The organism is Citrobacter sp. RHB21-C05 (genome assembly GCF_013889015.1).
Classification (GTDB): domain Bacteria; phylum Pseudomonadota; class Gammaproteobacteria; order Enterobacterales; family Enterobacteriaceae; genus Citrobacter_A; species Citrobacter_A sedlakii.
In genome coordinates this window covers 265,252-286,109 of record NZ_CP057611.1, presented here as the reverse complement: position 1 = coordinate 286,109, position 20,858 = coordinate 265,252, and the positions used below count along the sequence as shown (strand labels likewise).

At 56.0% G+C, this 20,858-nt stretch carries 24 protein-coding genes; 17 read left to right on the top strand and 7 right to left on the bottom strand.

What is annotated here, in order from left to right; translation table 11 throughout:
* Positions 1-52: 52 nt before the first annotated feature.
* The 6 genes from HVX72_RS01290 to tusA form a co-directional block, all read right to left on the bottom strand.
* Positions 53-1,339: a TRAP transporter large permease gene (locus tag HVX72_RS01290; protein WP_181822393.1), complete on the bottom strand. Its 1,287-nt coding sequence runs from the start codon at positions 1,337-1,339 to the stop codon at positions 53-55.
* 10 nt (positions 1,340-1,349) lie between these two features.
* Positions 1,350-1,859 (bottom strand): TRAP transporter small permease, encoded by a 510-nt coding sequence (locus HVX72_RS01285; protein ID WP_181822392.1) that lies wholly within the window; start codon positions 1,857-1,859, stop codon positions 1,350-1,352.
* A gap of 23 nt (positions 1,860-1,882) precedes the next feature.
* Entirely contained in the window at positions 1,883-2,854 is a 972-nt protein-coding gene (locus tag HVX72_RS01280) for a TRAP transporter substrate-binding protein (RefSeq protein ID WP_181822391.1), read from the bottom strand.
* Between the two features lie 184 nt (positions 2,855-3,038).
* Positions 3,039-3,299 (bottom strand): hypothetical protein, encoded by a 261-nt coding sequence (locus HVX72_RS01275; protein ID WP_042286554.1) that lies wholly within the window; start codon positions 3,297-3,299, stop codon positions 3,039-3,041.
* Positions 3,293-4,432, bottom strand: coding sequence for a type VI secretion system tube protein TssD (gene tssD / locus HVX72_RS01270; protein WP_181822390.1), 1,140 nt, complete (start codon positions 4,430-4,432; stop codon positions 3,293-3,295). Before tssD ends, HVX72_RS01275 begins: the two co-directional genes overlap by 7 nt.
* A gap of 412 nt (positions 4,433-4,844) precedes the next feature.
* A complete protein-coding gene (gene tusA, locus HVX72_RS01265) occupies positions 4,845-5,087 on the bottom strand; it encodes a sulfurtransferase TusA (protein WP_042286560.1) in 243 nt (80 codons plus the stop codon).
* Between the two features lie 242 nt (positions 5,088-5,329).
* Between tusA and HVX72_RS01260 the strand changes: the two genes are divergently transcribed.
* Both HVX72_RS01260 and HVX72_RS01255 read left to right on the top strand, forming a co-directional pair.
* On the top strand, positions 5,330-5,995 hold the full coding sequence (locus HVX72_RS01260; RefSeq protein WP_181822389.1) for a 7-cyano-7-deazaguanine/7-aminomethyl-7-deazaguanine transporter: 666 nt from the start codon (positions 5,330-5,332) through the stop codon (positions 5,993-5,995).
* A gap of 72 nt (positions 5,996-6,067) precedes the next feature.
* Entirely contained in the window at positions 6,068-6,625 is a 558-nt protein-coding gene (locus tag HVX72_RS01255; protein WP_060570187.1) for a DcrB family lipoprotein, read from the top strand.
* Positions 6,626-6,629: 4 nt separating this feature from the next.
* Here the strand turns inward: HVX72_RS01255 and HVX72_RS01250 are convergent, their stop codons facing one another.
* Positions 6,630-7,889: an MFS transporter gene (locus HVX72_RS01250; protein ID WP_072014968.1), complete on the bottom strand. Its 1,260-nt coding sequence runs from the start codon at positions 7,887-7,889 to the stop codon at positions 6,630-6,632.
* Between the two features lie 89 nt (positions 7,890-7,978).
* Between HVX72_RS01250 and HVX72_RS01245 the strand changes: the two genes are divergently transcribed.
* The 15 genes from HVX72_RS01245 to HVX72_RS01175 all read left to right on the top strand — a co-directional run bounded on the left by HVX72_RS01245 (position 7,979) and on the right by HVX72_RS01175 (position 20,858).
* A complete protein-coding gene (locus HVX72_RS01245; RefSeq protein ID WP_181822388.1) occupies positions 7,979-9,028 on the top strand; it encodes an AI-2E family transporter in 1,050 nt (349 codons plus the stop codon).
* A 376-nt stretch (positions 9,029-9,404) separates the two neighbouring features.
* Complete coding sequence (locus tag HVX72_RS01240; RefSeq protein ID WP_131729044.1) at positions 9,405-9,782, top strand: hypothetical protein; 378 nt, start codon at positions 9,405-9,407, stop codon at positions 9,780-9,782.
* A 73-nt stretch (positions 9,783-9,855) separates the two neighbouring features.
* The gene (locus HVX72_RS01235) at positions 9,856-10,917 is read left to right on the top strand and encodes a methyltransferase (RefSeq protein ID WP_181822387.1); all 1,062 of its coding nucleotides are present in this window, start codon (positions 9,856-9,858) and stop codon (positions 10,915-10,917) included.
* A gap of 54 nt (positions 10,918-10,971) precedes the next feature.
* Positions 10,972-11,694: a beta-ketoacyl synthase chain length factor gene (locus HVX72_RS01230; protein ID WP_042286575.1), complete on the top strand. Its 723-nt coding sequence runs from the start codon at positions 10,972-10,974 to the stop codon at positions 11,692-11,694.
* A complete protein-coding gene (locus HVX72_RS01225) occupies positions 11,673-12,512 on the top strand; it encodes a lysophospholipid acyltransferase family protein (RefSeq protein WP_148365385.1) in 840 nt (279 codons plus the stop codon). The genes HVX72_RS01230 and HVX72_RS01225 overlap by 22 nt, the downstream gene beginning before the upstream one ends.
* The gene (locus HVX72_RS01220; RefSeq protein ID WP_042286581.1) at positions 12,487-12,744 is read left to right on the top strand and encodes a phosphopantetheine-binding protein; all 258 of its coding nucleotides are present in this window, start codon (positions 12,487-12,489) and stop codon (positions 12,742-12,744) included. The genes HVX72_RS01225 and HVX72_RS01220 overlap by 26 nt, the downstream gene beginning before the upstream one ends.
* Positions 12,745-12,755: 11 nt before the next feature.
* Entirely contained in the window at positions 12,756-13,007 is a 252-nt protein-coding gene (locus HVX72_RS01215) for an acyl carrier protein (RefSeq protein ID WP_042286585.1), read from the top strand.
* Positions 13,008-13,012: 5 nt separating this feature from the next.
* On the top strand, positions 13,013-13,594 hold the full coding sequence (locus tag HVX72_RS01210; RefSeq protein WP_042286588.1) for a hypothetical protein: 582 nt from the start codon (positions 13,013-13,015) through the stop codon (positions 13,592-13,594).
* A complete protein-coding gene (locus HVX72_RS01205; protein WP_181822386.1) occupies positions 13,591-14,949 on the top strand; it encodes an acyl-CoA synthetase in 1,359 nt (452 codons plus the stop codon). The genes HVX72_RS01210 and HVX72_RS01205 overlap by 4 nt, the downstream gene beginning before the upstream one ends.
* Entirely contained in the window at positions 14,936-15,289 is a 354-nt protein-coding gene (locus HVX72_RS01200) for a hydroxymyristoyl-ACP dehydratase (RefSeq protein ID WP_042286593.1), read from the top strand. Before HVX72_RS01205 ends, HVX72_RS01200 begins: the two co-directional genes overlap by 14 nt.
* On the top strand, positions 15,280-16,971 hold the full coding sequence (locus HVX72_RS01195; protein ID WP_181822385.1) for a glycosyltransferase: 1,692 nt from the start codon (positions 15,280-15,282) through the stop codon (positions 16,969-16,971). Before HVX72_RS01200 ends, HVX72_RS01195 begins: the two co-directional genes overlap by 10 nt.
* A 3-nt stretch (positions 16,972-16,974) precedes the next feature.
* Positions 16,975-17,397, top strand: coding sequence for a thioesterase family protein (locus HVX72_RS01190; protein ID WP_042286599.1), 423 nt, complete (start codon positions 16,975-16,977; stop codon positions 17,395-17,397).
* Positions 17,394-17,999 carry an outer membrane lipoprotein carrier protein LolA gene (locus tag HVX72_RS01185; protein ID WP_042286603.1) on the top strand — a complete coding sequence of 202 codons (606 nt, stop codon included), beginning with the start codon at positions 17,394-17,396 and terminating at the stop codon, positions 17,997-17,999. The genes HVX72_RS01190 and HVX72_RS01185 overlap by 4 nt, the downstream gene beginning before the upstream one ends.
* Positions 17,968-20,286, top strand: a complete 2,319-nt coding sequence (locus HVX72_RS01180; RefSeq protein ID WP_181822384.1) for an MMPL family transporter — start codon at positions 17,968-17,970, stop codon at positions 20,284-20,286. The genes HVX72_RS01185 and HVX72_RS01180 overlap by 32 nt, the downstream gene beginning before the upstream one ends.
* A complete protein-coding gene (locus HVX72_RS01175) occupies positions 20,283-20,858 on the top strand; it encodes a DUF3261 domain-containing protein (RefSeq protein ID WP_060570193.1) in 576 nt (191 codons plus the stop codon). The genes HVX72_RS01180 and HVX72_RS01175 overlap by 4 nt, the downstream gene beginning before the upstream one ends.

Here is a 20,858-nt window from a genome sequence, read left to right as displayed (position 1 = left end):
CCCTACGCGTAGCATGACGTGTAGGCCGGATAGCGCCATCCGGCTTTGTGTCTTACTGCATTCCCAGAAGCCCCGGCAGCCACAGCGAGATGGCGGGGATATAGGTCACCATTGCCAGCACCACCAGCAGCAGACCGTAGAAGGGCAGCATCGCCCGCACCACGTGTTCAATTTTCTGCTTACTTACCGCGCTGGCCACAAACAGCACCGATCCGACCGGTGGGGTAATCAGTCCAATCCCCAGGTTCACCATCATAATCATCCCGAAATGCACCGGATCGATCCCTAACGCATTGGTCACCGGCAACAGCACCGGCGTCAGGATCAGGATGATCGGCGCCATATCCATCAGCGTGCCAATCAGCAGCAGCATGATGTTGAGATACATCAGGATCACGTACTTATTATCGGAAAGCGAGGTGAAGAATTCGGTGATACGCATCGGCAACTGCATATAGGTCATCACCGCGCCAAACGCTGCGGCGAAGCCGATCAAAATCATCACGATAGTGACCGTTTTCACCGTCCGGCACATCAGTTTGGGCAGCTCATTCCACTTATAGTCACGGTAAATAAACATGGTGACGAAAAAGGCCCACAGGCAGGCCACCGCCGCCGATTCGGTGGCGGTAAAAATTCCCGACAATATACCGCCCAGAATGATCACGACCGTCATCAACCCCCACAGCGCGTCAATGAAGATTTTCACCGCCTGGCGAAACGGGATCCGTTCACCTTTCGGGTAGCCACGCTTACGCGCAAAACAGAGGCACAGCCCCATCAGACACAGCCCGAGCAGCAGTCCCGGCAACACCCCCGCGATAAACAACGTGGCGATAGAGACCGTCCCGCCCGCCGCCAGCGAGTAGATCACCGAGTTATGGCTCGGTGGAATCAAAATCGCCTGCACTGAACCGCTCGCGGTGACCGCCGCCGCGTACTCGCGCGGATAGCCCTTTTTCTCCATCTCCGGGATCATCACGCTACCGATGGACGCCGTATCCGCCACCGACGAGCCGGAAATCGCGCCGAAAAAGGTCGAGGCGACAATGTTCACCAGCGACAATCCGCCGCGAATAAAGCCGACGAACAGATAGGCAAAGTTGACCAGCCGCCGGGCGATTCCCCCTTCCGCCATGATCGCCCCGGCAAGAATAAAAAACGGGATCGCCAGCAGGGTGAACTTGTTGACCCCGCTGGTGATTTGGATCATCAGCGCTTCCAGCGGTAAATCGATCCACAGCGCGCCCGCAACGGCGCTCAGGCCGACGGCAAAGGCCACTGGCATGCCCAGCGCCAGCAAAATGGCGAGGGTGAATAACAAGATAAAGGCGTCCATTGTTCACCCCTTAACCGTGGTTGCCGATCGTCACGACCGGACGGTGTTCCTGTGAGCCAAAGAACAGGCGCTCAAGGACGAAGAAAATCAGAATTGCCGAACCGATGGGCAGCGGCAGGTAGCTTTCACCCGACGTCAGTATTGGGAATTCCGCCACTGGCTGCTCCCACAGATCGACGCACAGCAGATAGCTGTACCAGAACATGATCAGCGAAATCAGCAACATCAACAGATCCACCACCCGTGCGCAGGCGGTTTTCAGCACCGGCGGCAGACGGTCGGTCAGCATGTTCACCGCGATGTGCGATCCGGCGCGGTAGCCCACCGCCGCGCCGATAAAGGTAAAAGTCACCATGCAAATAATGGCGATCGGTTCCGGCCATGACTCCCCGCGATTCAGCACATAGCGCGAGAAGATGCCGATGGGGATGACGGTGGTCATCACCAGCAGCGACACCCCCGCCACGGTCATCGCCAGCAGGTACAGGCGATCCATCCACTTCAGGTACAGTTCGGACATATTTCCTCCGCAACGGGGTGGGATCACTTCACAGCCGCGATAGCGTTCATCAGATCCTGATGTTTTTCGCCATATTGCGCGCGTACCGGCTCCGTGGCTTTCACAAACACCGCCTTGTCGATGTCATGGAACTGGACGCCGCCTGCCTTCATTTTTTCCAGCGCCTGCTGGTTATAGGCATCCCATAGCTTGCGCTGTTCAAACTGCGCTTCACGGGCGAGAGTGAGGAGTTTTTGCTGCTGGTCGGCGTTGAGCTTGTCCCATTTCACTTTCGAATAGAGCAGCATTTCTGGGGTGATAAAGTGCCCGCTAAGGGTGTAGTTTTTGGCGACCGGCAGGTAGTTATGGGCAATATAGGTCGGCGGATTGTTTTCCGCGCCGTCAATCACGCCGGTTTGCATGCCGCTATACACTTCGCTGACGCCCATCGCCACTGAGTTCGCCCCCATATCCTTCAATGTCGCCAGCGCGACCGGACTGCCCTGAACGCGGATCTTCATACCTTTCAAATCTTCCGGTTTCGCTACCGGATTTTTGGTGATCAAGTTGCGGGTACCGGAATCCATCCAGCCTAAAAAGACCAGCCGCGATTTCGGGTTAGCAGTGAGCTTGTCGCCGATCTGCTTCCCGATATCGCCGTCGATCACCTTGTGCATATGGTCTTCGTCGCGGAACACGTACGGCAGGGTAAAGACTTCGATATCGGGCAGAATCGCCGCAACCGGCGCCATCGAGACGCGAATCATATCGATCGCCCCCATTTGCGCCTGCTCAATCATCTGTTTTTCATCCCCGAGCACGCCACCCGGAAAAACTTTGATTTCCAGCTCGCCATTGGTTTGTTGTTTTAATTTCTCGCCCATCTGCTGCACCGCCACCACGTTCGGGTAGCCTTCGGGATGGACGTCGGCGGCTTTAATCGTTTGCGCAGAAACGGCGCAGGAAAAAGCAGACAGGCACAGCACGGCCAGTAACGGCTTGAGGGTCGTTTTCATTTCGTGAGCTCCAGGGTAGTGAGGTAAGCGTTAAAACAGTGTTTTAGTTTTGTACGCTTAAAAACTAGACTACGCCCTGAAAAGCGGAGGTGAAGCACCTCACAAAATTGTGAAGTTTTGAAACGATGGTTTAGAACTGTGATGTCGTTAAGCCGGGCAGAAGGAAATCTTACCCGGCTTTGGATTAAGACTCTTTTAGTTCATCCATATTTTTTATGTATTCATATCCCTTTTCAGAAACACGATATGTTGGCATTGAAGGCACTGTAGAAGGTATGAAATCAACTAAACCTTGCTCTTCAAGGTTTTTCACAAGCCTTGCGACATTGCCAATACCATCCATTTCCCTCGAACTCATCGCACGATCAAGGGTGTACCAATTCCATTTAACATCAACCCTTGAAGCTAACAGCTTAAGGATATTAAATTCAGTTTCATTTACCATGTTGGGGCATCCTTGTGATAAAGATCATCGCCAGTAATTCTATAATCCTCAAGAGTTGCTGTATGAGCATTATTCCATAAATCATATGATTCATCGTAATCCGTAGGCCGTCCAGTTTCCCAACCAAGATTACAGTATCGTTGATACTCTCTACATTCGTGAGTGTAGTAGTTTAAATCAACTTGCTCCGCAGTCATCTTACCATCTGCAATTTTTCTTAATCTATTAACCATGAATTCATTCCCGGGATCAGCATCAAACCGAGAAACATGCTTCTCTACAATGTCAACTCCTTCATGAGTGATCACAACTCCTTCTGTTGTTAAATGTTCAACAGGCCCACCGGCCTTTTTTGCATCAAATGGTCGTGATGTGAATGCTCCTTTCGCTCCATAAACATCAAGTTTTGATAGCTGCGGAAACTTCATCCTCCCCATCATTAATCCAGCCATCAACGACGCGCCAGTAATCAATAAACCCTGGTTATCCATCACCTGGTTGTAGCCATCAGGCGCTTCTCCTCCCAGTTTTTTCGCTGTCTCTTCGAAGCCGTCGATATTCCCGTTATAAATCCCACCAGCAGCGAGAAGCCTACCGACAGACTTGCTATTCAACGTTGTTAACACATTGATCGCCGTTTCATTTTTGACGGGTATAAACAAGCGGTTATAGTCAGCAGGGAACGCCAGATAGCCAAACTCCGTGTTAGCAATAAGATGTTTGCTGAGGATATATTCATAATTTACAACAATAGTTTCCGTATCTAAATTACCTGGCGAAAATAGATAATGGATACTTGATATGAAAACGCCTCGCAATTGAAGATAATAATATTTCTCCCATCGGCCATAGGCATTGATGCGGTAGAAATAAAACTCCATATATAACTGTTCGTTATTATTAATCGCATTCGACAACAATGGTGTGCTTTTATCGATCAGTTTCTTGAAACTTAGCCCATGCTGTTGCGAACCATTACCGGTACTGGTAAGACTATTCGTGAGCGAAAAAACAAAAATTTCGTTCTCGTGACCGATTTGTCGACGGTTCCCAATTGAATCAGCGGTTCCACAACTGTCAGAAATAGCGCCTTGTTGTTCCCCTGCGATCGTCAGGTAAACAATATCACTCATTTCATCCCTTTATTACATGTTGAGGTAATACAACAGTGGCAACAATATCCCTGGAAATTAACTTTTACGCTGATAAAGAGATTCCGTATAGCGAAATAATAAATTTTTTCAATTTATCGGCAATAATAAGGATTATCTGACAGGATGAAATGCGTAATGTGAATAGAGTGGTTTAAATTATAGAAGGCGATTATTTTATCGGGACAGGTACAGCATGTCGCCGCTGCGGATAAAAGCCTTTGTCAGCGAGAGTAGCACGATCTGTTGAATACGGACGATGTGGAAGCACCGGAGCGTGCACGCAATACGAAAGCATTTTTCGCGAAGCTCCCCCTTCGGGCCGTCCTGAAGGGGGTTCAAAACGCTCACGCGTTTTATCTGAGCCCGGCGCAGATTCAAAGCGGCAAATGATTTAGCCTTTACGCAGCAGATAACGATAGGGTAGCGCCTCGGTTTCCTGAGCCAGCAGTTCATGCTCCATAAAGGTACAGAAGCCGGGGATGTCGCGAGTGGTCGCCGGGTCGTCCGCCACAATCAGCAGCGTTTCGCCGCTCTGCATACCGCGGACGGTTTTACGTACCATCATCACCGGTTCCGGGCAGCGGAGCCCCTGGGCATCAAGAGTGTGGTCGGGAGAGGTAAACAGATCGCTCATGGTGGTCTCATATACATAAAAACCGCCGTAGTTTACGCCCTGTTGCGCGCTAAGCCAATCAGGTTAACGATTGCGTGAAAAACAACCATTGCAAAGTCCCGCTAAAGCAGTATCATGCGGCGGCCTTACCCGGTTTAAAACGCGTTATTGTCGCAGCCAGTTTACCTTAAGGGAAAAATGGCAAGGAAAATAGCGTGAAGCACGTATTGGGTTCCCTCACCCCAAAATTAAAAAGGTACAATATGACGTCGTTCTCTCAATCGCAGCGCGTAAAAGCGTTGTTCTGGCTATCACTATTTCATCTGCTGGTGATCACCTCCAGTAATTATCTGGTTCAGCTTCCCATCACCATTTTTGGTTTTCATACCACATGGGGCGCATTCAGCTTTCCGTTTATCTTTCTCGCCACCGACCTGACCGTGCGTATTTTTGGCGCGCCGCTGGCCCGACGGATTATTTTCGCGGTGATGATCCCGGCGCTGCTGGTCTCTTATATTATCTCGTCGCTGTTTTACATGGGCGCCTGGCAAGGATTCGGCGCGCTGGCGCAGTTTAATTTGTTCGTCGCCCGTATCGCCGCCGCCAGCTTCATGGCTTACGCGCTGGGGCAGATCCTCGACGTGCATGTCTTTAACCGCCTGCGACAGAATCAGCGCTGGTGGCTGGCGCCAACCGCGTCCACGCTGTTTGGCAATATCAGTGATACCCTCGCGTTCTTCTTTATCGCGTTCTGGCGCAGCCCGGATGCGTTTATGGCCGAGCACTGGATGGAAATTGCCCTCGTCGACTACGGCTTCAAGGTGCTTATCAGCATGATTTTCTTCCTGCCGATGTACGGTGTGTTGCTGAATATGTTGCTGAAAAGACTGGCAGATAAATCCGAAATCCCGGCAATGCAGACGAGTTAAAGGTTCGTTTTCCGAGTTGTGTTAAGATGAACCCATGAGCCGTTATGGCCGTTTATCGAAAGGAAGAAGTCAATGCGCAATCTGGTTAAATATGTCGGGATTGGCCTGCTGGTGATGGGGCTGGCGGCCTGTGATAATAGTGAGACGAAAGCGCCTGCAGACGGTGCGGCGGCAGAAAGCCAGGCCACCGGTCAGCCTATTACGCTGCTCGACGGTAAACTCAGTTTCTCCCTGCCCGCGGATATGACCGATCAAAGCGGTAAGCTGGGCACCCAGGCGAATAACATGCACGTTTACTCGGATTCAACCGGACAGAAAGCGGTGATTGTGATTGTTGGTGACAACACCAGCGAAGACCTGGCGGTGCTGGCGAAACGTCTGGAAGATCAACAGCGCGCCCGTGACCCGCAGTTGCAGGTGGTGACCAACAAATCCATCGAGCTGAAAGGCCACACGCTGCAGCAGTTAGACAGCATTATCTCCGCAAAAGGCCAGACGGCGTATTCCTCTGTCCTGTTGGGTAAAGTCGATGACCAATTGCTGACTCTGCAAATCACGCTGCCTGCGGACGATCAGCAGAAAGCACAAACCACAGCCGAGAACATCATCAATACGCTGGTTATCCAGTAACGTTCTACGCGGATGAAGCGGCCTCCTCAGACTCCTGCGGAGGCCGTTTTTTTAACCGCCACGTCAGCAACAGCGCAATGACCACCAGTCCCGCCGCCGCAAGGTAGATCACCGGGACACCCGCCCAGCTCATCACCAGCCCCGCCAGCGGTCCCGTCACCCCAAGCGACAAATCCATAAAGACCGTATATGTCGCCAGCGCCGCCCCCTGATTCTGCTGCGGCACCGCCTTCACCGCCACCACGCCCAGCGCCGGGAACACCAGTGAGAAACCCATTCCCGCCAGCAGCACGCCGACTTTCGCCATCCACGGCATCACCGCCACGCCGACCAGCAACAGACCGACGATTTCGACGCTAAAGCAGATCATCGCCACGTTCAGCCCGCCCAGGCGGTTAATGCCGTTGGGAAACAGCAGACGCGTCCCGACAAAAGCGCAGCTGAATAAGGTCAGCGCAAAGGCCGCGCCGTCCCAGCCTTTGGCGTCATAAAACAGAGTGATGAACGTGGCGATCACCCCGAATCCGGCGGATGCCAGCGCCAGCGCCATGCCGTACAGCCAGACGCGTCCAAGTACCGCGCGAAACGGCAGCGGTTTACCTTTGTTCGCTTTTACCGCCGGGCGCGGAATCGCCAGTAATACCGCCAGTAGCGCAACGCCCATGATGATCATCGCCAGACCCTGCAGGCCGCCCCAGGCGTAAAACAGTACGCCAAGCGGCGCGCCCATCGCCATCGCGCCATACGTGACGATGCCGTTCCACGAAATCACCCGGCCAATATGCAGCGAACCGACAACGCCCACGCCCCACAGCGTCGATCCCGTACCGGCGAAGCTCTGTCCAATGCCCAGAATCACACGCCCCAGACACAGCAACAGCAGACTGGCAACCGGCCACGGGCTGACGCTTGCGGCCAGAAAATAGCCCGCCCCGCTTAAAAAACAGCCGCACAGACCAAAAACGACGATTTTTTTCGGCCCGAGTAAATCGGCGTAGCGACCGGCATGAGGGCGGCTGAGCAAGGTAGCGAAATATTGCAGGCTGATAACCAGTCCCGCCCAGAACGCGCTAAATCCCATGACATCATGGACATAGCCGGGAAGTACCGCCAGCGGCAGGCCAATAGTGAGGTAGCTGGCAAAGTTAAACATGACAACAGAGACAATGCGCAGATTGAGGCGCAATCCAGTAAGCGCCGGGTCAGCGACAGGTTCGGGCATGGGGATCACCACGTTTTTACCACAGTGTTTCCCTTCTACCATGCAACGGCGGGAAAATCAGCATGAAGATTAGGATTATCGGCAGCAAGCCAGACGCTACACTTAATGAAAATCATAAACAGGACGTAACCATGACAACCCCCCAGCCCGACAAAACGGGTATGCATATTTTGCTCAAACTGGCTTCGCTGGTGGTGATCCTCGCCGGGATCCACGCTGCCGCCGATATTATTGTGCAACTGTTGCTGGCGCTCTTTTTCGCTATCGTCCTTAACCCGCTGGTCACCTGGTTCGTGCGTCGCGGCATCAAGCGACCCGTGGCGATCACCATTGTGGTGGTGGTGATGCTTATTGCCCTCACCGCGCTCATTGGCGTGCTCGCCGCGTCGATCAATGAATTTATCGCCATGCTGCCGAGCTACAATAAAGAGTTAACGCGCAAGTTATTGTATCTGCAGGATATGATGCCTTTTCTCAATCTGCATATGTCGCCAGAGCGAATGCTACAGCGGATGGATTCGGAAAAAATCATGGCCTTCACGACCACCCTGATGACCGGGCTTTCCGGCGCGATGGCCAGCGTCGTGCTGCTGGTCATGACCGTGGTTTTTATGCTGTTTGAAGTCCGCCATGTACCTTACAAAATGCGTTTTGCTCTGAATAACCCTCAAATTCACATCGCGGGTCTGCACCGGGCATTGAAAGGAGTATCACACTATCTGGCGCTGAAAACGCTGCTTAGCCTGTGGACCGGGGTGATTATCTGGTTGGGTCTGGCGCTCATGGATATTCAGTTTGCATTGATGTGGGGCGTGCTGGCGTTTCTGCTGAACTACGTGCCCAATATTGGCTCGGTGATCTCCGCCGTTCCTCCTATGATTCAGGCACTGCTGTTTAATGGCCTCTATGAATGTTTTCTCGTCGGGGCGCTGTTTCTGGTGGTGCATATGGTGCTGGGCAACATGGTGGAGCCACGCATGATGGGGCACCGTCTTGGCATGTCGACGCTGGTGGTATTTCTCTCATTGCTCATCTGGGGTTGGCTGCTCGGCCCGGTAGGAATGCTGCTCTCCGTACCGCTGACCAGCGTGTGTAAAATCTGGATGGAAACCACCAAAGGCGGCAGTAAACTGGCAATACTGCTTGGGCCGGGCCGTCCCAAAAATCGATTACCCGGCTAACGACGTTACCTACCAACCAGGGTAGTTTTATTCCCGGACGGGTGAACGTATTATAAGGCGCGCTTTTTGTTATCATCATGTTTCATTTAGCGCGCCGATGATCATAAAAAATAAAATATATACTCTGCGTCCATGATTTTAAGGCAAATCAATTCACTACGAAATTTCATTTAAGTAAGCGTTAATTGACTGATCTCATGCAGTACCGCAGGATATTTCCCCGCCTGCAACGCATAATAATTACAGATTTTTCGTGACAATCCGCGAAAGTCATCATTTAAAATAAGCGGTATTATTGTTGCGTAAACCAATAAAGAAATGTGTTCGACGTTAATATAAATAGTTATTTTGATAGGGAGTTTTCATGAAACAATACATTAAGTGGTTTGCGGCGATTGCCGTTGTGGGCGCCCTGGCAGGCTGCGCGCGTACTGCGCCAATCGATCAGGTTCACTCAACCGTGAGCGCAGGCCACACGCAGGATCAGGTTAAAAATGCGATCCTGAAAGCGGGCATCCAGCGTAAATGGATCATGAACGAAGCGGGTCCGGGCGTGATCAAAGCGCGCCAGCAGTCTCGCGACCACGTAGCGGAAGTACGTATAACCTATACCGCGACCAGCTACGATATCAAATACGACAGCAGCCTCAATCTGCAGGCGTCTGGCGGCAAAATTCATAAAAACTACAACCGCTGGGTACGTAACCTGGATAAAGACATTCAGCTGAATCTGTCTGCCGGCGCGGGTCTGTAATTCAAAAAAATTCAATTCGGGCCATTTTGGCCCGATAACCTTATCATTACCCTTTTAACAGGTTGTGCTCGCCATGTACGAACAGGACTCTCTCAGCGCACTGGATGCGATTACTGAAGCGCAGCGTATCGCCTTCGCCCCGATGCTATTTCAAACCGCGCTGTGTCTGCGAAATACTGGCGTGCTGGCCTGGCTTGATAGCCAGCGAAAAAATGGGGCGACCCTTGCCGAGATAACCGAAAATAGCCAGATAAATGAATATGCGGCCAGCGTACTGCTGGATATGGGATTAAGCGGACGTATTCTTACCTATAAAGAGGGACGGTATTATCTGGGAAAAATCGGACATTTCCTTTTGCACGACACCATGACCCGCGTAAATATGGATTTCACGCAGGACGTCTGTTATCAGGGGCTGTTCTTTTTAGAGAACGCCCTGAAAGAGGGGAAACCGTCAGGATTAAAAGTATTTGGCGACTGGCCAACGATTTATCCGGCGTTATCCCAATTGCCGCCATCGGCGCGTGAAAGCTGGTTCGCCTTCGATCACTACTACTCAGACGGGGCATTTGACGCGGCGCTGCCGCTGATATTCGCCAGCCGTCCTGCAACCCTGTACGATGTAGGTGGAAATACGGGTAAATGGGCGATCCGCTGCTGCCGCTACGACGAAAATATCGCGGTAACCCTATTAGATTTGCCACAACAAATTGCACTTGCCCGCGAAAATATCGAAAATGCAGGATTATCTCATCGCATCGACTTTCATGCGGTAGATATGCTTGGCGATGCGCCTTTACCGACAGAGGCCGATATCTGGTGGATGAGTCAATTTCTGGACTGCTTCTCACCCGAACAAATTGTCGCCCTGCTCAGCAACGTTGCACGCGTCATGAAACCCGGTGCAAGGCTGTGCGTTATGGAGCTGTTCTGGGATGCACAGCGCTTTGAAGCCGCTTCATTCAGTCTGAATGCGTCTTCGCTCTATTTTACCTGCATGGCGAACGGCAACAGCCGCTTCTACAGCGCAGAAAAATTTTATGGCTATCTGGACATGGCAGGGTTCCAGGTAGAAGCACGCCACGACAATTTAGGCGTTGGGCATACCTTACTGATATGCCAAAAGAAAAAATAACAAAGTAGCGTCACCACGCTACAGGAATCACCGGTTTACCGCGGACGCGCGTTGATGAAATTCTCTTTAAACATGACCGACTGGCGGGCGATGGCGCCAGGGCTCAGCGAAGCTAATCAGTGGCTGCAATGGTCACGGCATTCGCACGCCATCGATCCGGGCGCGGCGCAAGGCAAGTTAAGCGAGCTGCCGATGATGACCGCTCGCCGCCTCAGCTCCGGCAGCAAACTCGCCGTAGAGTGCGGACTGACGATGCTGCGCCGTCACGCTATCGACGCGGTGCTGTATACCAGTCGTCACGGCGAACTGGAGCGCAATTACCGCATTCTGCACGCACTGGCGAACGAACAGGCGCTTTCACCGACCGACTTCGCCCTGTCGGTGCATAACTCCGCCGTCGGCAATCTGACTATCGCGGCCAAACAGCCTGTCGTCTCTTCCTCGCTCTCAGCGGGTCGTGACACTTTCCAGCAGGGTCTGTGTGAAGTGATTTGCCTTTTGCAGGCGGGTTACCAACGGATATTGCTGGTCGATTTCGACGGATTTCTCCCCGAATTTTACCATCCGCACCTGGCGGAAAACATGCCGACCTGGCCCTACGCAGTCGCGCTGGTATGCGAAGCAGGCGATGACTGGCACTGCCAGACCCGTCCGGCCCTTGCGGGCGCGGAGACAACACTTCCGCAAAGCCTGCTGTTTTTACAGCACTTTTTACAAGACGCCAACGCCTTTACGATCCCCGGAGAGCGCATGCAATGGCACTGGAGCCGCGCATGAACGGCGTTTTTACCTCTCTGAACCGGCTATGGCGCATCGCTATGACCGGCTTCTGCTTCGCCCTCTTTGGCCTCGGCGGCCTGCTGCTTTCTGTCGTCTGGTTTAACGTTCTGTTAGTTTTCGTGTGGGATAATTCCCGGCGTCGCCGCATTGCCAGGCGCAGCATTTCCGCCAGCTTCCGTCTCTTTTTAACGGTGACGCGGGTGCTTGGCGTGCTGGACTATCGCATGGAAGGGGTGGACATTTTGCGTCAGGAACGCGGATGTCTGGTGGTCGCTAATCACCCCACGCTCATTGATTACGTGCTGCTGGCCTCCGTGATGCCCGAAACGGACTGTCTGGTTAAAAGCGCGCTGCTGACGAACCCTTTCCTTAGCGGCGTCGTGCGTGCCGCCGACTATCTGGTTAACAGCCAGGCGGACGCGCTGTTGCCCGCCAGCCAGCAGCGGCTGGCGCAGGGCGACACCATTTTGATCTTCCCCGAAGGGACCCGCACAAAACCCGGTGAAACCATGACGCTACAGCGCGGCGCCGCCAATATCGCCGTGCGCTGTCACAGCGATTTACGGGTCGTGACGATCCACTGTAGCGAGCGGATGCTCGATAAAGAGAGTAAATGGTATCAGGTTCCGCCCTGCAAACCGCTGTTCACCATTGAGGTGCGAGAGCGCGTGAAGATCAACCAGTTTTATGACGCAGACTCACAAGAACCGGCGCTGGCGGCAAGACAGCTAAACCGGCATCTTTTACTTAAATTACAACCAGGTACGTTACCTCTCTCAGGAATTAATGATGCAAGCGCTTTATCAGGAAATTAAACATCTCATCATCACCACGCTGAATCTGGACGAGCTGTCGGCAGACGACATCGACACCGAAGCGGCGCTGTTTGGCGACGGCCTGGGGCTGGATTCAATCGATGCTCTGGAGCTGGGGCTGGCGGTTAAAAATCAGTACGGCGTGGTGCTCTCTGCGGAAAGTGAAGAAATGCGCCAGCACTTCTTCTCCGTCGCCACGCTGGCGTCCTTCATTCACGCGCAACGTGCCTGAGGAGAACCGTGATGACCGAACAACAAGCCATTTACGACGAAGTCTCCGCGCTGCTGGTCAAACTGTTTGAAATTGACCCGGAGGATATCAAGCCTGAGGCGCGCCTGTACGAAGATCTGGAACTGGACAGCATCGACGCCGTCGACATGATTGTGCACCTGCAGAAAAAAACCGGTAAGAAAATCAAGCCGGAAGAATTTAAAGCGGTGCGCACCGTGCAGGATGTCGTTGACGCCGTAGAACGTCTGCTGAAAGAAGCGTAATCGCCATGTCGGGCGCACGCGCGCTGCCTGGCGTCAAGCTGCTGACGGGCATGTTATTGCTCGCCTGGCCGTTTCTTATCTGGTTTGGGCTGGCGCATAACAGCCTGCGCTGGTTACTTCCGCTGATGGCGCTGCTGCTGTTTCTGCGCTTTCGCCAGACCCGGCGACAGGCGGGTCCCCTGCGCGTAGTGACCCAGGTGGTTGCCGTGGCCGGGATCGCCCTGTGCGTCGGCAGCGCCCTGCTGAAAACCCATCAGCTGCTGCTTTTTTATCCGGTGGTGGTGAACAGCGTCATGCTCGCGGTGTTTGGCGGTTCGCTGTGGACGTCAATGCCGCTTGTCGAACGGCTGGCAAGACTGCGCGACCCGCAGTTACCAGACGCTGCGGTACGCTATACCCGCCGGGTGACGCAAATCTGGTGCGTCTTTTTCATTCTTAACGGCAGCATCGCGCTCTTTACCGCGATTTATGGCGATATGACGCTATGGACGGCCTGGAACGGCATGATTGCCTATCTGCTGATGGGCGCGCTGATGGCGGGCGAATGGCTGGTTCGCCGTCAGATGATTAAACGAGATCCCCGATGAAGCAAACCCTGACGCTTGCCGAGTGGCTCACCGCGCCGCGTCCCGCACAAACGCCGATTGCCTGGCAGGACGACTTTACCTGGTCGCTGGGCCATCTGCGCCACGACGTCGCCCACCTGATAGCGCAGTTGCGCCAACAGCCGGGCGCTCGCTGGGCGCTGTGCTTTGAAAACAGCTATCTGTTTATCGTCGCGTTACTCGCCACCCTGCATGCGGGCAAAACGCCGGTCATTCCCGGACATAGCCGCGTTTCATTGCTCGACGAGCAGCGTGCCTTGTTTGACGGCGTACTGAGCGACAAACCCCTTGGCTGGCAAGGCACGCTACGGGTTGTCAGCACCGCGAAAACCCTTCGCGACGAGGCTTTCACCTTCCCGCCCGTCCCTGAAGACGCTTACGTGGAACTGTTTACCTCTGGCTCTACCGGCCAGCCGAAGCGCATCGTGAAGCCCATCGCTTGTCTTGACCGCGAAGCCGGGCTGCTGGCGGCGCGTTTCGCTGAAAGGCTGGCGGGCTGTCGCATCGTGGCCTCCGTTGTGCCGCAGCATCTGTACGGCCTGACGTTCCGCATCTTCCTGCCGATGGCCCTTAGCCTGCCGCTACATGCGGCCATGCTCTGGTACGCCGAGCAGCTTGCGGCGCTGGACCATCAACATCGTTACGCGTTTATCAGCAGTCCGGCGTTTTTAAAGCGCCTCGATGCCCAGCTTACGCCGCCGCCGGTGTCGATGCTCCTCTCCGCGGGCGGCATGCTGCCCTGGCGGGACGTCACCCAAACTGCCGCCTGGCTCAACGTCTGGCCGGATGAAATTTACGGCAGTACCGAAACCGGCATCCTCGCCTGGCGCTACCGCCAGCAGGATGACGTCAGTTGGTTGCCCTTTCCTGGTATACGGTTTATGCCAGAAGCCCAAGGATATCGCGTATTTTCGCCGCTGATCGCCGACGATAAAGGATTAGCGCTCGACGACATTCTGCAGTTCGAGGCGAACGGGCAGTTCCGACTGATGGGACGCCGGGGCCGGGTGGTTAAAATCGAAGAAAAACGGATATCCCTCAGCGAAGTCGAACAACGCCTGCTGTCGCTGGAAGGCGTCCGCGAAGCCGCCGCATTGGCCCTGAACCGTGGCGGTCGCCAGGGCGTGGGCGTGCTACTGGTGCTGGAGGACGAGGCCCGCGCGCGCTGGCAGCGCAGCGGCAAAGCGCAGGAACTTAACTGGCGACGCGCCTTGCTGCCGTGGCTGGAGCCGGTTGCCGTCCCTCGTTACTGGCGGGTGATCGACGAGATCCCGGTCAACAGTATGAATAAGCGTGTCTATGCGCAACTACAGGAGTTATTTCATGAAACCCCATGAAATTGAGCGCCATCAGGCACAGCCGCACCAGATTGAGATCGTACTGCATCTCGACCCGTCCCTGTTCTGGTTTCGCGGTCATTTTGCCGTGCAGCCGCTGCTGCCCGGCGTGGCGCAGATGGACTGGGTGATGCACTACGCCACTACCCTGCTCGCCCCCGGCTGGCGCTTTCACAGCATACAAAACGTCAAATTCCAGGCGCCGCTGCTGCCTGACAGCACCGTCACGCTCACGTTGAACTGGCAGGAAGCGCGCCAGATCCTGGCGTTCAGCTATCAGCGTCACGACGGTGAAGCCCGTCATACCGCCAGCAGCGGGAAGATTCGGTTATGTCGTTGACCTTCTCCCCGTGCGTACTGATCCCCTGCTATAACCACGGCGCGATGATGGCGCAGGTGCTGGCGCGCCTGGAACCGTTCGACCTGCCCTGCATCGTCGTGGATGACGGTAGCGACATGGCTACCCGGCAGGAGCTGGAGCGGCTGGCGGCACAAACCACCAACCTGACCTTGCTTCGCCTGGCGGAAAACGCCGGCAAGGGCGCGGCGGTGATCCGCGGTTTGCAGGCGGCGGCGCAGGCAGGGTTTACCCACGCCGTGCAGGTAGACGCCGACGGCCAGCACGCCATAGAGGATATCCCCAAACTGCTCGAACGGGCGCAGACGCACCCGGACGCGCTGATTTCCGGGCAGCCTGTCTATGATGACTCTGTTCCCCGTTCGCGCCTGTACGGACGCTGGGTGACCCACGTCTGGGTGTGGATAGAAACCCTGTCGCTGCAACTGAAAGACAGCATGTGCGGCTTTCGCGTTTATCCGATCGCGCCCACGCTGAAGCTGGCCCAGCGCGTGACGCTCGGTCAGCGGATGGACTTCGACACCGAAGTCATGGTGCGCCTCTACTGGCAGGGTAACACCAGCTATTTTGTGCCGACCCGGGTGACCTACCCGGCAGACGGCCTGTCGCACTTCGACGCGCTGAAAGACAACTGCCGCATTTCGCTGATGCACACCCGGCTGTTCTTCGGCATGCTGCCGCGCATACCGTCGCTGCTGTTTCGCCGCCCATCCTCGCACTGGGCGCGTCAGGACGAAGTGAAAGGACTTTGGGGCATGCGTCTGATGCTGCTGGTCTGGCGGTTGTTGGGACGCAGGGCGTTTTCACTGCTGCTGTACCCGGTGATCGGCGTGTACTGGCTGACCGCCTCCCGCGCCCGACGCGCATCGCAAGACTGGATCGCCCGCGTACGCGAGCAGCTCACCGCGCGCCAGCAACCGGTACCGCGCACTCTGAACAGCTACCAGCACTTCCTGCGCTTTGGTCATGCGATGCTCGACAAAATCGCCAGCTGGCGCGGTGAACTGCATTTGGGTCGCGACGTGGTGTTCGCCCCTGGCGCGGAGGCGGCGCTTAACGTTGACGACCCACGCGGCAAGCTGCTGCTGGCGTCGCATCTTGGCGATGTTGAAGCCTGTCGGGCGCTGGCGCAGCGTCAGGGCAGCAAAACTATCAATGCGCTGGTGTTCAGCGATAACGCCCAGCGCTTTAAACAGATCATGCAGGAGATGGCGCCGCAGGCCGGGCTAAACCTGATGCCGGTGACCGACATCGGCCCGGACACCGCCATTGCGCTTAAAGAGAAGCTGGAACGCGGCGAATGGATTGCCATCGTTGGCGACCGCATCGCGGTGAACCCGCAACGCGGCGGCGACTGGCGCGTCTGTTGGAGTGACTTTATGGGGCAGCCCGCGCCGTTTCCGCAGGGGCCATTTATTCTGGCGTCAATACTCCGCTGCCCGGTCGATCTCATCTTTGCCCTGCGCGAACAGAATACGCTGAGCGTGTACTGTGTGCCGTTCGCCGATCCGCTGGTCCTGCCGCGTGGCGATCGCCAGCGCGCTTTGCAGCATGCCATCGACCGCTACGCCGAACGCCTTGAGCATTACGCGCGCCAGTCGCCGCTCGACTGGTTTAATTTTTACGATTTCTGGCATCTGCCGGATGCCAAAAACAAGGAGTAAAGGGTGCTTAACGATCCCCGTTTTACGGCTGAAGTCGAGCTGACGATTCCGTTTCACGACGTCGATATGATGGGCGTGGCGTGGCACGGCAACTATTTCCGCTACTTTGAAATCGCCCGCGAAGCGCTGCTCAACCAGTTTGACTATGGCTACCGCCAGATGAAAGCCTCCGGCTATCTGTGGCCGGTGGTCGATACCCGCGTGAAGTACCGCAATCCGCTGACCTTCGAGCAGCGCATTCGCGTGCGCGCGCGTCTGGAGGAATTCGAAAACCGACTGCGTATCGGCTATGAAATTTTTGACGCCGAAACCGGTAAGCGCGCCACCACCGGTTACACCATTCAGGTAGCGGTAGAAGAAAAAAGCCGTGAAATGTGCTTCGTCAGCCCGGATATCCTGTTTGAACGCATGGGGGTGACGCCATGAGATTTTTGCCCCTGCTGGCCTTGCTCGTCAGCCCGTTCGTCAGCGCCCTGACGCTTGATGATTTACAGCAGCGCTTTACCGGGCAGCCGGTCGTACGCGCCCATTTTGATCAGACCCGCACGATAAAAGATCTGCCGCAGCCGCTGCGATCCCAGGGCCAGATGTTGATCGCCCGCGACCAGGGGTTGCTGTGGGATCAAACCGCGCCGTTTCCGATGCAGCTTCTGCTTGACGACAAACGGATGGTGCAGACCATCAACGGTCAGCCGCCGCAGACCATCACCGCCGACAATAATCCGCAGATGTTCCAGTTCAACCATCTGCTGCGCGCGCTGTTCAGAGCCGATCGCAAGGTGCTGGAGCAAAACTTCCGCGTTGACTTTACCGATGCAGGCGAAGGCCGCTGGTCGCTGCGCCTCACCCCGATCACCACGCCGCTGGATAAAATTTTCGCCACTATCGATCTCGCCGGAAATGCGTATCTGGAGCGAATTACGCTAAACGACAAACAGGGCGACCGCACGGACATTACGCTCTCCCAGCACCAACTGACGCCCACACAACTGACCGATGACGAACGCCAACGCTTTGCCGCCCAGTAAACGCCCCGCGCTGTTATGGGGTTTTGCCTGCCTGCTGATGCTGGGCGTCTTGCTTGCGCTGCTGCCCCAGGCGCGGCTGAACAGCAGCGTGCTGGCGATGCTGCCGAAACAGGCGCTGGGGACGATTCCGCCGACCCTGAACGACGGCTTTCTGCAGCGTCTGGACCGCCAGTTGGTCTGGCTGGTCAGCCCCGGCAAACAGGCCGACCCGCAGGTGGCGCAGGCGTGGCTGACGCTGCTTAAACAATCGCAGGCGCTGGCGGAGGTGAAAGGCCCGATGGACGCCGACAGCCAGCAGGCGTGGGGCGCGTTCTTCTGGCAGCACCGCAACGGCCTTGTGGATCCCGACACCCGCGCGCGCCTGCAAAACGGCGGCGAGGCGCAGGCGCAGTGGATCCTGTCTCAACTCTATTCCGCATTTTCCGGCGTGAGCGGTAAAGAGCTGCAAAACGATCCGCTGATGTTGATGCGCGGTTCGCAACTGGCGATGGCGAAAAACGGTCAACGCCTGCGGCTGATGGACGGCTGGCTGGTGGCGCAAGACGCGCAGGGGAATTACTGGTACCTGCTGCACGGTGAACTGGCTGGCTCCTCGTTTGACATGCAGCAGACGCACCGGCTGGTGACCACACTCAACGCGCTGGAAAGCGACCTGAAAGCACGCTATCCGCAGGCGCAGCTGCTGTCGCGGGGAACCGCGTTCTACAGCGACTATGCCAGCCAACAGGCGAAGCAGGATGTTTCGACCCTCGGCGTGGCGACGGTGCTGGGCGTGCTGCTGCTGATTGTCACGGTGTTCCGCTCCTTGCGTCCGCTGCTGCTGTGCGTGATCTCCATCAGTATCGGCGCGCTGGCGGGCAGTGTGGTCACCCTGCTTCTCTTTGGCGAACTGCACCTGATGACGCTGGTGATGAGCATGAGCATCATCGGCATTTCCGCCGACTACACGCTCTATTATCTGACCGAACGTATGGTACATGGCGCAGACGCTACGCCGTGGCAAAGCCTCGGCAAAGTGCGCAACGCCCTGCTGCTGGCGCTGCTGACCACTGTGGCGGCGTATTTGATCATGATGCTCGCGCCGTTCCCCGGCATACGCCAGATGGCCGTCTTCGCCGCCGTGGGGCTTTCCGCCTCATGCCTGACGGTAATCTTCTGGCATCCGTGGCTGTGCCGCGGTTTGCCGGTGCGACCGGTACCGGCGATGGTACTGATGCTGCGCTGGCTTGTCGCCTGGCGCCGTAACAAGGCGCTTTCCGTGGGGCTCCCGCTGGTGCTCGCCGTCTTCTCGCTGGCCGGACTGGCAACCCTGCGCGTCGATGATGACATTTCGCAGTTGCAGGCGCTGCCGCAGACCCTTCTGGCGCAGGAAAAAGCGATTACCGCGCTGACAGGCCAGAGCGTCGACCAGAAGTGGTTTGTGGTTTACGGTGACTCCGCCCAGCAGACGCTGGAGCGGCTGGAAGCCTTCCTGCCCGCGCTGGAACAGGCTAAAAAAGAAGGACTGATCGACCACTACCGCAGCATTCCGCTCAATTCGCTGGCGCGCCAGCAGCAGGATCTCGACTTGCTGAAAAACGCCGCGCCTGCCGTTACCCGAAGCCTGAACCACGCCGGACTGGCGACGGTTACGCCGGACCTTAACGCCATGCCGGTGACGGTGGACGCCTGGCTTGCCAATCCGGCAAGCGAAGGCTGGCGCCTTTTGTGGCTGACGCTGAAGGACGGCGAAAGCGGCATGCTGGTGCCGGTTGAAGGGGTCAGACAGAGCGCAGCGCTGAACGCTCTTGGCGAGCGGTATTCCGGCGTGGCATGGGTGGATCGGAAAAGCGCCTTTGATGCGCTGTTCGCGCTGTATCGCCACATACTGAGCGGTCTGCTGTTTGTCGCGCTGGCGGTAATCGCCTGCGGCGCGATAGTCCGGCTCGGCTGGCGAAAAGGACTTATCAGCCTGGTGCCCTCGGTACTCTCGCTCGGCTGCGCCCTGGCGGTACTGTCGCTGAGCGGCCATGCGGTCAATCTGTTTTCCCTGCTGGCGCTGGTGCTGGTGCTGGGCATTGGCATTAACTACACCCTGTTTTTCAGTAATCCGCGCGGTACGCCGTTGACCTCGCTGCTGGCGATAACGCTGGCGATGCTGACCACGCTATTGACGCTTGGCATGCTGGTGTTTAGCGCCACCCAGGCAATAAGCAGTTTTGGCATTGTGCTGGTGAGCGGTATTTTCACCGCATTCCTGCTTTCGCCGCTGGCGATGCCGTCGAAAAGAGAGAAGAAAAAACGATGATAAAACGTATTTTTGCCATGTTGCTTGGCGTGCTCATTCTGACCGGCTGTAGCCACTCCCCCAGGGAGCAGGAAGGCCGTCCGCAGGCGTGGCTGGAACCCGGCGTGCGGGTCACGCTGCCTGCGCCGGGCATCTCTCCGGCGGTAAATTCCCAGCAGTTGCTTACCGGCAGCTTTGACGGCAAAACCCAGTCGCTGCTGGTGATGCTCAACGCCGACAATAAAAAAATTACCCTTGCTGGCTTGTCGTCCGTCGGCATTCGGCTGTTTCTGGTCACCTACGATGAAAAAGGACTGCATACCGAGCAGTCCATCGTGGTACCGCAGTTGCCGCCAGCCAGCCAGGTGTTGGCGGACGTGATGCTGAGCCACTGGCCTGTCAGCGCCTGGCAGCCACAGTTACCGGAAGGCTGGACGTTAACAGACACTGGCGACAAGCGTGAACTGCGCAACGCGCGCGGCAGGCTGGTCACTGAAATCAGCTACCTGAACCGTAACGGGAAGCGCGAGCCGATCGGCATTGAACAGCACGTCTTTAAATACCACATCACCATTCAATATTTAGGTGGCTGA